Source organism: Alteromonas sp. AWM4_230 (assembly GCF_056158305.1).
Map to the genome: position 1 here is coordinate 1,618,177 of NZ_JBSWTB010000001.1, position 14,405 is coordinate 1,632,581.

At 45.1% G+C, this 14,405-nt stretch carries 11 protein-coding genes; 8 read left to right on the plus strand and 3 right to left on the minus strand.

What is annotated here, in order from left to right:
* Positions 1 to 43: 43 nt before the first annotated feature.
* Positions 44 to 367, minus strand: coding sequence for a replication protein RepA (locus ACXACS_RS06875; protein WP_474805337.1), 324 nt, complete (start codon positions 365 to 367; stop codon positions 44 to 46).
* Positions 327 to 1,022: an AAA family ATPase gene (locus ACXACS_RS06880; protein ID WP_118492777.1), complete on the minus strand. Its 696-nt coding sequence runs from the start codon at positions 1,020 to 1,022 to the stop codon at positions 327 to 329. Before ACXACS_RS06880 ends, ACXACS_RS06875 begins: the two co-directional genes overlap by 41 nt.
* 236 nt (positions 1,023 to 1,258) lie before the next feature.
* On the opposite strand from ACXACS_RS06880, the gene ACXACS_RS06885 reads away from it, so the two are divergent.
* The 6 genes from ACXACS_RS06885 to ACXACS_RS06910 all read left to right on the plus strand — a co-directional run bounded on the left by ACXACS_RS06885 (position 1,259) and on the right by ACXACS_RS06910 (position 10,514).
* A complete protein-coding gene (locus ACXACS_RS06885) occupies positions 1,259 to 1,999 on the plus strand; it encodes a glutathione peroxidase (protein WP_474805338.1) in 741 nt (246 codons plus the stop codon).
* Between the two features lie 84 nt (positions 2,000 to 2,083).
* Positions 2,084 to 3,172 carry an alpha/beta hydrolase gene (locus ACXACS_RS06890; protein WP_474805339.1) on the plus strand — a complete coding sequence of 363 codons (1,089 nt, stop codon included), beginning with the start codon at positions 2,084 to 2,086 and terminating at the stop codon, positions 3,170 to 3,172.
* A 104-nt stretch (positions 3,173 to 3,276) separates the two neighbouring features.
* A complete protein-coding gene (locus ACXACS_RS06895; protein ID WP_474805340.1) occupies positions 3,277 to 3,831 on the plus strand; it encodes a hypothetical protein in 555 nt (184 codons plus the stop codon).
* Between the two features lie 314 nt (positions 3,832 to 4,145).
* The gene (locus ACXACS_RS06900) at positions 4,146 to 5,456 is read left to right on the plus strand and encodes a TolC family protein (RefSeq protein WP_474805341.1); all 1,311 of its coding nucleotides are present in this window, start codon (positions 4,146 to 4,148) and stop codon (positions 5,454 to 5,456) included.
* 5 nt (positions 5,457 to 5,461) lie between these two features.
* The gene (locus ACXACS_RS06905) at positions 5,462 to 7,246 is read left to right on the plus strand and encodes an efflux RND transporter periplasmic adaptor subunit (protein WP_474805342.1); all 1,785 of its coding nucleotides are present in this window, start codon (positions 5,462 to 5,464) and stop codon (positions 7,244 to 7,246) included.
* Positions 7,239 to 10,514: an efflux RND transporter permease subunit gene (locus ACXACS_RS06910; protein WP_474805343.1), complete on the plus strand. Its 3,276-nt coding sequence runs from the start codon at positions 7,239 to 7,241 to the stop codon at positions 10,512 to 10,514. The genes ACXACS_RS06905 and ACXACS_RS06910 overlap by 8 nt, the downstream gene beginning before the upstream one ends.
* 85 nt (positions 10,515 to 10,599) lie before the next feature.
* On the opposite strand, the gene ACXACS_RS06915 is transcribed toward ACXACS_RS06910, so the two are convergent.
* On the minus strand, positions 10,600 to 11,838 hold the full coding sequence (locus ACXACS_RS06915; RefSeq protein ID WP_474805344.1) for a dipeptidase: 1,239 nt from the start codon (positions 11,836 to 11,838) through the stop codon (positions 10,600 to 10,602).
* Positions 11,839 to 12,232: 394 nt separating this feature from the next.
* On the opposite strand from ACXACS_RS06915, the gene ACXACS_RS06920 reads away from it, so the two are divergent.
* Entirely contained in the window at positions 12,233 to 13,003 is a 771-nt protein-coding gene (locus ACXACS_RS06920; protein ID WP_474805345.1) for a SapC family protein, read from the plus strand.
* A 159-nt stretch (positions 13,004 to 13,162) separates the two neighbouring features.
* Positions 13,163 to 13,987, plus strand: a complete 825-nt coding sequence (locus tag ACXACS_RS06925) for a hypothetical protein (protein WP_474805346.1) — start codon at positions 13,163 to 13,165, stop codon at positions 13,985 to 13,987.
* Positions 13,988 to 14,405: the final 418 nt, after the last annotated feature.

Sequence of the window (14,405 nt, forward strand, 5' to 3'; positions counted from 1 at the left end):
AAGATAAAACGAATCTTATACGTATTTGGATTTATACTTTAGTTTAATATTTGCTATTTTCTTCAATCCACTCGCGAATAAGCGCTGACTTTGCTTTTCCTGTTCTATGAGCAATATTTGCAAGCTTTTCAATACACTGCGGCGTTAAGGTAAAGGTAGCGTGACGCATACCTTCCGTTTTCGCCGGTTTTCTTATTGGTGCAACGTTCTGGTTGTTTACGGTTTTAACGCAACCTTTTCTTCCTTGTTCTTCTTGTTTATCAACTTTGCCTTGCGCATAAAGCAGCGCATCATCGATAAAATCTTCTATCGAACGAAGATTGGGCTTAGCTAACGGCTTCGACTTTTTGAGGTTGAGCAAACTCATAAGCATCCTCCAATTTGCCAGCTAATAGCTCTTCAAACAGCGTTCGTATTTCCGTAGCGGCTTTGCCTTCAGGTTCACTCTCAATCACTGATTGCCCTGATTCTTCAGAATCGTCATACATGTTTCTACTGAAAGTGACAGCGTTTAAAACAGGGATGCCGAACGAACGACACACTTCTTTTGCCTCTAAAATGCGGTTAGCGAGACTAGGAAGAGAAGGGCATTGTGTAATGACAAATGCCGCGTTCATTTTTGGGTTGACCATTTTACAAGTCGACAATATATCTTCCATATGAGGCACGGTTTTAAGGTCACGACGCTTAGGTCTAAGTGGAATCAGTATGTGATCAGCAACCGCCATTGATGAGCGCAAGGCTAGGTTGTCTTGACCACCACAATCGATCACTACGTAATCGTAATACTGTCGTAGACTGAGTAATTCGTTGCGTATTTTGCCGTATAATTGAACACAGTTAATTTCAGCAAGACGAGGGTTTGCTTTACGCTCTTGGATCCAGTCTGAGGTCGTTCGCTGCGGGTCACAATCTACCATCAATACCTTGGCACCTTTTTCAGTGCGAAGATACACCGCAATGTTCTGTGCCAAGCAGCTTTTTCCGCTACCGCCTTTTTCTCCACCAACTAAAATAATCATGGTGATAACCCTCGAATATCGCTTACGTTAAAATGTTGAGCGTTGCGGGAACCGTCATTGATAACATGACTCTCCCCAACCTCGGCTAAAAGCATAGGCAGGCTAGAAGCGAGCTTCAGCATCAAAATCGATATTAACGAATGTAAGATAATACCTATTGATTTGTGACTGGACTCATTCTAGTCTTCTACTCTTAAATGAATATTTACAGTAGAAATTACCGATAAGAGGTTGTTATGTCAGAAAGTCGCTTCACTTCCAAAGAAGGCCAAAAAGTACCAAGCGTGTCGTTTCCATGTCGAGAAGGGGATGCATGGGTAACGAAAACGACCGATGAATTATTTTCTGGCAAAAATGTCGTGGTGTTCTCACTTCCAGGTGCTTTTACACCAACTTGCTCGTCCACGCATCTACCTCGTTATAACGCATTAGCAAAGAAGTTTGCGAAGCACGGTATCGACAACATAGTGTGTATCTCAGTAAACGACACTTTCGTTATGAACGCATGGGCAGCTGACCAAGAAGCCGCAAACATAACGGTGATCCCAGATGGCAATGGTGAATTTACTCACGGCATGGGCATGTTAGTAGATAAAGCGGAGCTAGGCTTTGGAAAAAGAAGCTGGCGTTACTCTATGCTTGTGAAAGATGGCGTTGTGGACAAGATGTTTATTGAGCCAGATGTTCCTGGAGACCCGTTTGAAGTGTCAGATGCAGATACTATGTTGGCTTACATTGCGCCAGAAGAGCAAACTAATGCGCCTGTGTCTATTATCACAAAACCAGGCTGCCCTTTCTGCGCTAAAGCTAAACAGTTGCTAGATGAAAAGGGTTATGAATACGAAGAAGTAGTGTTGGGCAAAGATGCCTCTCTAACAAGCTTAACGGCGATTAGTGGTCGCGAAACCGTGCCGCAAGTTTTCATTGGCGGTAAGCACATCGGTGGTTCTGATGATCTAGAGGCGTACTTTAGTTAATACCTTGTAGGTTTTAATCGGTACAAAAAACGGGAGCATGGTAAACTGCTCCCGTTTTTTATTAATTATCCGTAGCGGAGAATAATGGTGTCATCGAAGTTTTTTGTAAAAATGCTTGTAGGTATTGTTGCGCTTTTAGGCGCGAATCTGGCCATAGCTGCAAATGTGTCTATACCCGATACTAGCGAAATGAAAAGCAGAGGTTTTTCAGATCTGCAAAATCTGTTCAAAGCATTTTATGAAAAAGAGTGGGGTCAAACCCAGCCGTGTAGAGAAACAGCACTCAATCGCTTTTCTGTTTGCAGCAACGTATTGCGTAATGAAGGCAATGCCCCTTTCATGCTGACTAACAAGTCAAGCAGCAAGGTGGCAGTGCTTATCCACGGCCTAAGTGATTCGCCTTTCTTCATGCGTGAAATCGCCAACATCTTATTTGAACAGGGTTTTACCGTAGTCGTGCCGCTTCTACCTGGGCATGGTAAACGCGACGCCGGTGATGACATGTCTGACTGGGATTTAGCTGAACGCTGGCAGTCACACGTTGATGAGGTCATTAAATTGGCTGATAGCATGGGTGATACCTTGCTTGTTGGTGGCTTTTCTACAGGTGGGGCACTGGCGGTTGAACATTATCTAGATAATGCTAATAACGAACTAAATAATATCGATGGTCTTATGTTATTTTCTGGTGCGCTAGCCCTGTCTGATAACGCGGAAAGCATGTCTCGAATATGGGGAATTAAGCTTTTAGCGCGAGTGATTGATGGTAGTTATCAAACCCATGGGCCTAACCCTTACAAATATCCTAACGTGGCGGGTTTAGCTGGGTTGGAATTGATGGACTTAATTAACACCATTCGCGACAAAGTCGAGGAAGGGCAGCAAATTGAAGTGCCATTGTTTGCCGCTCATTCTCAAGCTGATGTCACTACGCCAATTCACGGCATAGAGCAGTTAATGGAAGCAAGTAAAGGTCCGAACACTTTTTTCGTTATCGATGAATCCTACGGGTTGTGCCACGCAGATTTAGTCGTGAATACAAGCTTGCTCAATAAAATGAATTTCAACGCAAACATGGTGAATCAGCAGGAAGAATGTGCGGTACCTAAAGCAAACCCACTGTTCTCGACAATGGGCTTGATGTTGAAAGATTATTTGTCGCAATTTAAGTAAATTTGAAGCGTGATGAAACACTCCCTTGCCTTTACTGAACAGTGACATCACGCTATTATTTGAGTGAATTTTAAGTCGATACAGCAGTGTTCTGAGTACAGTATTTGAAAACGTTTCGGATTGGTTTAACGCTTAATCGGTATAAATCGGCGAATGCAAGTTCGTGGTTTATTATACTGTTTTTAATGATGGCCCTTGTGTCTTCAGGTAGCGCTGTATCTATTGAACATTCATATGAACATGCCCATTCAGAGTCGGCGATGACGCAGCAATCTGATTCACCTCATGCTAAGCATCAAGTTCAATCACCTGAGTCTGCTAATACACATTGTCAGCACCACGAGGTGTCATCACAACATGCAGATTTAAGTACTAAAACCAGCATGAGCGAGCCTGCCCAAATCGATGGCGTCCACGTCAGCGAGGCAGGCGTGAATAGCGTGAAAGTTGCGCAGAAGAGCGACATGTCTTGCTGCAAAGACGAATGTAATTGCCCAACCGATCATTGTTTTAATATTAGCGCTAGTGCGCTTATCCAGCCTACAGTCGAGACCGAAATATCGGTAGCAAGAATGGCTGCAGCTGCACCTATTCTAGGACAGTGTACACCTCCTCACTTCGGGCAGTTTCGCCCACCTAAATCACTTTTCACAGCATAGATCTATCTCGCGGATTTATTTCGCAGCAGAGACGTTTTTGATTCAACGAGGTGTCTTTTCGTTTTGAGATATCTCTGATCTTTTATCTATGTAACGCGTGGTAAGCCTTTTTGCTAATCCCCTTTGTCGAATTTAGCGAAGAGCGGGGCAACGTCAACACGCCTTACACCTAAAAAGTGATGTTATACATGAGCAACTATTCGGTACCTAAAAAAGTGGGCACTGCCAGGCTTAATAAAATAAGAGCCTTGTTCGGCCTATTTTTTGTCCTTTCTTCTTGTTTGATGACTAATAAACCTGTTAAGGCGCAGACTTTGAGCCTAGAACAAGCGCTGCAGTTAGCTATTCAACACGACCCTTTGCTTAAAGGGAATGTGCATCGCAAGAATAGCTTTAATGCAGAAGCTGAAGCGTCATCATATTGGGCAAATCCACAGGTTTCAGCGTCTGTACAAAACTTGCCTACCGACGGCTTCGCATTTGACCAAGAGCCTATGACGCAATTTAAAGTTGGTTTGAAGCAGCAGTTACCGCGAGGCGATGAAAACCTCTACAGCCAGCAAAAGTATCAGGTTATGGCTGATCAAATGTCGGTACAGAGCCAAGCAAGAAAGGCGTGGCTTAAACGTGAAGTTACCCTTACTTGGTTAGACTGGGTTTATGCAACACGTCGCATTGGATTATTGGACAAAGAGAAATCATTGCTTACACAGCTACTCGATTTTACTGACTCCAGATACAGCCAAGGCGTTGGTGCAGCGGCGCAGCAAGACATACTGCAAGTGCGGTTGGCATTGTTGTCACTAGACGACAAATATGTGCAGGCCTACCAGCAAAAAAATGAAGCGAGATCTGCACTTTCAAAATGGTTCGGCGCACCGCTAGATGCGTCTGTAATCACGCCGCTAGGTGACTCTGTAAGCGCACCGCTGGCTCAATCAACGCAAGAATCAACTTCTTATCCAAAGCGCTTCGAGATCGATGCTATCTTAAACGACAGCAACCTCAACCTTTCTTCGTTCTTAACGATTATTGAGAGCAGTGAGCCTTTTTCAATACTACAGCATCATCCTGAGGCTATGCTACTTCAAATTCAGACCCAGATAGAAGCGCAAAATGTGAACATAGCGCGAGAGCAAACTAAGCCTCAGTGGGCATTTGAAGCGAGCTATGGGTACAGGCAAGACGCGCAAAACGGCGCAAGCCGCGCTGATTTTGTGTCAGTGGGTGTTCAAGTAGACCTTCCGTTTTTCAATAAGTCTCGTCAAGACGCTTCAATAGCCGCGGCGGCTTCCAAAATGAGTGCGTCTGAAACGGATTTCCGCTTGAAAGTGAACGAGCTTGCCGCGAATGCAGAGGTGCTTAAGTCTCGCTTGTCGGCGTTAAGTGAGCGCAAAGCGCTTTATGAAACGGTATTAATTAGTGAAACACAGCAACTTTCTGAAGCTGAACTGACAGCTTACACCACGGATACCGGTGATATTAGTGATGTTGTCAATGCTAACCTCAAGCAAGTACAGGTACAGGATGATTTACTCAAAATCGACATCGAGCGCGCCAAGACACTGGCGTCACTTGCTTATTTGTATTTGCCCACTCACGCCCATTTTTCGAATAAAGAGTAGTTAATATGACATCTTCAACTAACCCTGCTCCCGATACAAAAAGCACGCTTATAAAAGGCTTGCTAATAGGTCTGCTACTCGGCGGCCTTTTAGCGTTTGGCTTGGCCTCACTATTGTTGGCTGATTCATCAAAACACGGAAATGCTGAAAGTGCCCACAGCGGAGTAAACACCCGCAGCGATAAAAGTGCTCAAAGCGACAACAAAGCCCCTTTATATTGGGTTGCGCCTATGGATGACAGTTATCGCCGTGACGAACCGGGAAAGTCACCAATGGGAATGGACTTGGTGCCGGTTTACGCCACTGACGAAGCAACGTCTGCGCAAAGTAAAGAGCGTACGCCGGGTACGGTAATGATTCCGCCAAATGTACAGCACAATATGGGGGTTAAAGTCGCGCCCGTTACCATTGGAACACTTCAACAGACCGTAACGGCGGTGGGCAACGTTGCCTACGATGAAGAGAGTATTATGCACATCCACCCTAGAGTATCAGGTTGGGTCGACAGGCTTTTCATTAAATCTCAAGGTGAGCAAGTTGAAAAAGGACAGGCACTTTATACCCTGTATTCGCCAGAATTAGTTAGCGCACAGGAAGAGTTCGTTCTAGCCCTTAGACGAGGAGACGCACGTTTAATTGATGGCGCAGCCGAGCGCCTAAAAACTCTGGGGCTATCAAAGGGCGTTATTGATGCATTGCAAAAAACTAGACGGGTAACACAAACCGTTACATTTAACGCGCCACAAAGCGGTGTGGTAGAAGCGCTGAATATTAGAGAAGGGTTTTACGTTCAGCCCGGGACAACCTTAATGAGCATCGCACAGCTGGATACGGTGTGGGTGATTGCTGAGGTGCCAGAAAAATACGCGCAAATCATAGCGCCTCATAATAGCGCTGTAGTTACCCTTGATGAAATGGCCCATGGGTCCGATGCTAAATGGGAAAGCCACGTTGAGTATATTTATCCCTCTTTATCAGAAGTAACGCGAACCTTAAAGGTACGCATACCGCTAAACAATAACAACCACACGTTAAAGCCCAATATGCTTGCCCACGTTGGAATAAAGCCTACTCAACGCAAGGCGGCGTTACTGGTTCCTCGCAGTGCCGTTATTCGCACGGCTGAGGGCGCAAAAGTGGTACTCAGTGATGGCGATGGCAACTTTAAGTCGGTACGGGTAAAACTGGGGCAAAGCGATAGTACACATTTTGAAGTCGTCGAAGGCTTGCTGCCAGAGGATGATGTGGTGGTATCCGCACAATTTTTGATTGATTCAGAGTCGTCGAAAAGCAGTGACTTTGGGCGAATGAAAGCGCCCGACCACCAGGCCACGACAACAGGTACTATTAAATCGATTGAATTACCCGTTAAAAACACGGCAGATGACAGTGAATACAATGCAGAAGTAGTTATTGCCCGTGGTCCCATAGAAAAGTGGAATCGAGGACCTGCGACAATGTCATTTGCGGTATCAAAGCATATTGACTTATCTCAGTTCAAAGAAGGCGACAACATCATGTTCACCTTTGTGACTGGCGAAGAATTCACGGTTATTGATATGCGTAAACATAGTGAACATGCGGTGGGCAAGGGCATGGTGCATGACTCAGGTCACAGTAATCATAAACATGATAAGGGCAACCTGAAGGGCGATGGAAAGCAAAGCGATGCTCATGAGTTCACGGTTCGTAAGTCAATGGCTCATAAATCTATGGAGCATAAATCAATAGAGCATAAGTCGGCAGAACAAAAATCGATAAATCATAAGGAGCATATGCACCATGATTGAATCGGTAATTCGCTGGTCGGTAAACAATAGAATACTGGTATTGCTGAGCGCTATTATTCTCAGTATTGCGGGTGTCTGGGCGGTGAAAAACACCCCCGTTGATGCTATCCCTGATTTATCTGATGTCCAAGTCATAGTGAAAGTAAGTTATCCCGGTCAGTCGCCGCAAGTGGTGGAAGATCAGGTGACCTTTCCTCTCACCTCTGCGCTAATGTCAGTGCCTGGCGCACAGACGGTGCGAGGGTATTCATTCTTCGGCGATGCCTACGTGTATATTATCTTTGATGACGATACAGACATGTACTGGGCTCGAAGCCGCGTTCTGGAATACCTAAGCCAGGCGTCTTCGCAACTTCCAGAAGGCGTGACACCCCAGCTAGGTCCAGATGCGACAGGGGTAGGTTGGGTTTACATTTATGCGTTGGAAAACGATGCTAGTCAGCCAAATGCGCTAGATGCTGGTAAGTTAAGGGCGTTGCAAGACTGGTTCTTAAAGTTTGAGCTTCAGTCAGTTGAAGGCGTATCTGAAGTTGCGTCTGTTGGAGGGATGGTTAAACAATACCAAGTTATTGTCGACCCTGAAAAATTACGTGCCTATAACATTCAGCCATCCATGATAGACATTGCCCTTCAGCGGGGTAACCGCGCGTCAGGCGCTTCGGTTATCGAAATGGCGGAAGCGGAATATATGGTCACTGCGCAAAGCTACATACAGGGCATAGACGATATAAAGGCCTTGCCAACGGGCGTTATTAAGGATGGGGTAAGTATAGCGATCAATGATGTGGCCCAAGTTGTAGAAAGTCCGATAATGCGCCGCGGTATTGCCGAGCTAAACGGAAAAGGGGAAACTGTTGGCGGCATCATTGTGATGCGCTACGGCGAAAACGCGAAAGCCACTATTGATGCGGTCAAAGCTAAATTGAATACGCTAAAAGCGAGTTTGCCTGAAGGCGTTAATATTGTTTCGGTTTACGACCGTTCGACATTAATCGATAACGCAATCGATACCCTCTCCGATAAGCTTCTTGAAGAGCTATTAGTGGTAGGTGTGGTATGCGCAATCTTTTTGTTCCACTTACGTTCCTCAATGGTGGCGATGATCAGTTTACCCATCGGTATTCTCACCGCCTTTATCGTAATGAAGCTGCAGGGACTTAATGCCAACATCATGTCTTTAGGTGGCATTGCTATCGCTATTGGTGCAATGGTGGATGGTGCTATTGTTGTGGTTGAAAATTTACACAAGCACATTCATCAGCATGCTGTTTCATCAAGTCAGGGAGCCTCAGCGAGTCAAAGGGATTCAGCAAGTCAAAGGGTTCCAGCAAGTCATGTGGGGTCAGGGAGTGCCCAAGCGCGAACATCTATACCAGCCTCTGCGCCAACATCTGCAAAGCTTTCGGCAGCCAAACGTTGGGAACTGGTGATTAAGTCGACCACCGAAGTTGGTCCAGCTTTATTCTTTGCGCTCCTAATAATAACCGTATCCTTTATTCCTGTTTTTGCATTGGAAGCGCAAGAAGGGCGTCTTTTTGCGCCTCTTGCCTTTACCAAAACCTATGCCATGGCAGCAGCTGCGGCGCTGGCAATTACTTTAGTTCCTGTGCTGGCGGGTTATTTTGTACGCGGAAAAATACGTTCTGAAGCCCAGAACCCGGTAAATCGAGCTTTAGAGCGTGTGTATCAACCATTGTTGATGCGGTTGCTTAACTACCCACGGACCACCTTGGTGGGTGCATTTTGCTTATTGCTTTCCATGTACTGGCCGCTAAGTCACCTAGGTAGTGAATTTATGCCCGAACTGGACGAAGGCGATTTGATGTATATGCCTACAACCTACCCGGGTATTTCGGTGGGCAAAGCCAGAGAGCTTTTACAGCAGACGGATAAGCTTATTGCAACCTTGCCCGAGGTTGAAACGGTATTTGGGAAAATTGGACGCGCAGATACGGCCACAGACCCTGCACCATTGACCATGATTGAAACCTTCATTCAGCTTAAACCGAAAGCCCAGTGGAGGGAGGGCGTGACCACTGAAAAGCTCAAAGAAGAGCTTAACGCTCTGGTGCAATTTCCTGGGCTGACCAATGCGTGGGTAATGCCAATTAAAACCCGTATCGACATGTTGGCAACCGGGATAAAAACACCGGTTGGGATCAAGATTGCGGGGCCTGACCTTGCGGGCATTGAAGCCGTTGGAAAGGATATTGAGATACTGCTTAAAGACCTACCCAATACAGCATCAGTATACGCTGAGCGGGTAGTGGGTGGTCGCTACGTTTATATCGATGTCGACAGGCAGTTGGCGGCGCGTTACGGCATGACCATAGACGATGTTCACAGTATTCTAGCGTCGTCAGTGGGCGGCAAAGTGGTTACACAAGCAGTAGAAGGGCGTGAGCGTTTTCCTATTGCCATGCGTTTTTTACAGCACTACCGCGATACGCCTGAATCTTTAGCATCCATGCCTTTCGTCACACCAAGCGGTGTTCACATTACCCTTGGAGATGTGGCAACTGTGCGTATTGACGACGGGCCGGCGGGGATTAAAAGCGAAAATGCTCGATTAAATGGGTGGGTGTATGTTGATATATCGTCAAACTCAGCCACGGGCGTTGACTTAGGGGGCTATGTAGATAGCGCGAAACGTCATTTGTCAGAGCACCTCGATTTACCCACTGGATACTCCATTACGTGGGCGGGGCAGTTTGCTTACCTTGAGCGCGCGAAAGCAAAACTGTCGGTGGTTATACCGCTAACATTAGCCATTATCTGCCTTTTGCTTTATCTGGCATTTAAACGCCTTCGCGATGTGGCGCTCATACTTGCTACCCTACCTTTGGCGCTGGTGGGCAGTGTGTGGTTGCTCTATCTTCTTAATTTTAATCTATCGGTGGCGGTAGGCGTAGGGTTTATTGCCTTAGCTGGTGTAGCGGTAGAAATAGGCGTTATCATGTTGGTCTATCTAAACCAATATGTATCAGAAGCACTCACTAGCCACTCAACAGAAAATGGCAACATTAAAAAAGATGAGCTTGTCAAAACGGCTATTGTCCATGCTGCATCTGCAAGGCTTCGCCCTGTTATGATGACATCGCTTTCTATTATTGTGGGCTTATTACCTGTGCTTTATGCCACTGGAACCGGTAGTGAGGTGATGCAGCGAATTGCGGCGCCTATGGTAGGTGGTATGGCGAGTGCACTGGTATTAACGCTGTTGGTATTGCCAAGCGCGTTTTACTTAAGTGTGTCACGCAAAAGATAATAGAATTGAAAATACTATAGAGTAGATAAAGCATGGGGAAGCGATAACACGCTTCCCTACGCTTCATTTTTAAAGCGTTGTGCGACTAGTGCGATGCCGCCTGATCTTTCGAATAACCTTCCGCATAAACTTCCACTTGTTGCCAAACGCGCAAAAGGTTTCCGCTCAATATCTTTTCAATATCGGTACGGCTATATCCTCTATCCAGCAATCCTTGTACTAAGTTTGGAAAACTCGCCACGTCTTTAAGCCCAATGGGGAGTGAGTCACCTACACCGTCATAGTCTGAACCAATACCTACATGATCAACACCAATCAGTTTTACCACGTGATCGATATGGTCAAGCACTTCATCAAGGGTTGAATAAGGGTAAGGTACTTTTTCACGGTAGCTTTCTTCAAAGTTCTCTAGCTTAGGGCTGTCTTCGCCTTCTTTCTCAACCAAGGCTTTGCGCGCAGCATTAAGGCCACTACGCCACTTACCAGCTTCTTTAGACACAAAACTTGAACCAAAGTTAATCATAATTACACCGCCATTTTCGCCGAGTTTTTTGATCATCTCGTCGTCCATGTTGCGCTCAAAGCCAGGAGTAAATCGGCGCAGTGAAGAGTGCGATGCTATGACTGGCACCTTTGTTAACTCAATAACCTGATAAAAGGCGTCGTCAGACACATGGGAAATATCCAGCATGATGCCGATGTTGTTCATTTCGCCCACTAGGGTTTTGCCAAACGGGCTTAAGCCTTTCCATTTTCTACGCAGATCATACGAAGAGTCAGAGATGTGGTTGGCTTGACTATGAGCAAGGGTAATATAGCGAATGCCGCGCTCGTAAAAAGCCGTTAAATTTGCTAAGTCACCTTGAATAGGCGAACCATTTTCCATACCCATTGGCAGTGAAATTAACCCCTTTTCAAATTGGACTTTTACGTCAGAAGGGCTTTTAGCAATAGCAAATTTATCCGGGGCGCGGGCAACAATGGCTTCTACTGAATCGATGAGCTCATGCGCAAGTTGAGTAGATTCAGGCGAATTGTCCAAGCTGGCAGGTACATAAATACTCATAAAGGGGGCGTTCAGGCCGCCAGATACTGCACGAGGGTAGTCAAAGTCTCCACCTTCAGTGGCTTTAGTAACATCCACCCACTTTTCCTTTACGCGATAGGGAACGTCGATGTGACCATCTACAATAATAGTTTCTTGTGCGATCGTGATAGCTTTTTCAGATGCTGAATAAGTTGAGCTCTTAGCAAGAGAAGAGTGTGAAGCAAAAAGCGCAGAGATAAGTAATGCGCAAGTAGAGAGTGGGAAGCGCCCCTTCATAGAAAATCCTTATTTTGTTTTTTTGTCGCTTAGGTCAACAACCGCTAACTAAGTAGCAATACGAGACTAAAGGATTATGCACACCGCGACAATAGACTTTTACTTGCTATGCATTTACCTCAGATTGAACACGTACATCCCTAAATTAGTCGATATTGCTCATTTTTAGAGCGCTTGTGCTTGTTTACCTCAAGTTTACATTGCAATAAAAATTTAAAACTTGTTATGGTGAAGACTGCGTGACTTCATTGCGCGAATACGGGATACTCCCAAGCGCTCCGCCAACTATCGATGACTACTAAGCATCAGCGCGGCCGACGTAATTTTTTTAGTGGCACCCGCTCTTCTCACATAATTAAGCTGGGGCCACAGCTAACAAGTATGAGAAATAAATATGGCTATTAATTTTGTACCGCTAGATAAAGAAAAGCATAAAGACCTAAAGGTTGCGGTAAACACATCTTTCAGCTTCGCGAAAAACACACACCTTGCAGCAGCAACTATCCGTGAATTTGCACAACTTGCTGCAACAATGCCGCTAGTGTTCATTGAAGACACTGCATCTAAGCGTCACCACGTTGTGACTATGCTTGGTATGGAGCAAGGTCAAAACCTTTTCCTAACTGGCGACAGCTGGAAAGGTCCTCACGTTCCAATGAACATCCTTCGCTACCCGTTTGACGTACGTCCAGACGGCGATAAGCTTGGGGTTTATATTGATGAAAATTCTGACCTAATTTCTGATGAAGGCCAAGCTCTATTCACTGAAGCTGGTGAAGCCAGTGAATTCCTTGATAGCCGTCAGAAGTTCCTAGCAGACCTTGCTAATAGTGAAATGCTAACACAGCGTTTTGTAGCAAAAGTTGTTGAACTAGACCTTCTTGATCCAATTCAAATTCGCCTTACTTACCAAGACGGTAAGCAGCGCAATGTTACAGGCATGATGAGCATTAACGAGAAGAAACTTCTTGAGCTACCTGAAGAGCAAGTACTTGAGCTACATAAACAAGGCTTCCTAGGTGCAATTTATGCGGTAATGATGTCAGTGGGTCAGCTTAATCGTCTTGTTGAGCTTTCAAACGATACAGATAACCCAATTCGCAACATGCAGCTTTCTGCTGTTAAAGCGGAAGAAGCGCCAGCGGAAGCGACGCCAAACGCGTAATCGCTCCTTCATTTTTTAAGTTTAAAAGCCCGCAAAGTTGCGGGTTTTTTTGTACCTTAAATTTACGTTCAGACTTCGTCATGTTTCGTTCAGAAACCGTTAAGTTTTAATACTTTATCTTACACATCGTTCCCAACACATTTTTTAAGGACAAAAGACATGAACATCAAATCTAATAAGCTTTCAACAACGCTAACTGCACTGTCACTCATAACGGCTTCAGTATTTTCAGTCTCAGCAGTACATGCCGCTACACAAAACGAAGTACAAGTTACCGCTGTCGATTTTGAAGGGGTAGATGATAACCTCTACGGTGCTAGATATGTGCGCTACCTTGACGAGGTGAGTGGCGATAGCGGCGCTTACCTTATTAATCCTTATCTACAGCGCGTATCAAGTCTGTCTGGTGGATACGCTAATTTAGACGGTATCGACGTGTTTAATTTAGGTACAACTTTCTATTTCGACGATACGTGGATGCTAGCCATTGAAGGTGCCCATAGTAAATTTGACGACGACTTTGGTGATGAGGATTACACCAATATCGATTTAAAAGTAGGGTTTAACTTATCACGCCAATGGCAAATAGGCGCAGGTGTCATCTATCAGCGTGCCACGTACGACTTCAATGCCGGTGAAGAAAGCTACAGCGAAAGCGAGAATGAAACTTCACCTCTTGTCTTCACACGCTACACCACGGTAGGTAATGGGGGAACTGGCTGGGACTTCGCCGCCCAATACATCGCCGATGATGTTGATGTATTATCTGGAAGTGCGCGTTACTTCTTTAGCCCAGGTCTAAGTGTTCAAGGCAGCTATAGCTACACCAATGCGCCAGATGGCTTTGACAACTTAAAAACTGTAGGGGTGGCTTTAGATTACTGGGTGAATGAACAATTCTCAGTAGCGGCAAGCTATGAAACAGATATTGATAGCGATATCGAAAGCGACGTAGCGTCGCTCACAGCTTCTTACCGTTTTTAAGGTAACTCAGCCATCAACTATCGATAGCTAGCAATTGTTAATAATGAACTATCAGTTTCGGTTGGTAGTTCATTTTTTGCGTTTATTCCTAGACACTGCTTTTAACTTAACCAACGTATTTAATTTAGATAAAAACAGCCATTCATCGATAAATTTTAAGTTTAATTTTGCCCACCTGAATATTTTTTAATCTTTTTTACACGCCTAATCATACACTTCCTAAAAATACTGTATATCTAACCAGTTTAATCCCAGTGTTTATGCGGCTTTCACGCCTTTTTCTACTTGACAGTGGGGATCATTGGTACCTAAACTGTATCTCAGTGGGTAAATGTGGCGAATTGTGGATCAAATCATCATCACTTTGCAGATTAGTACTCAAAAAACAAGAAAACCAAGAGCAAATAATAAAAGGCTA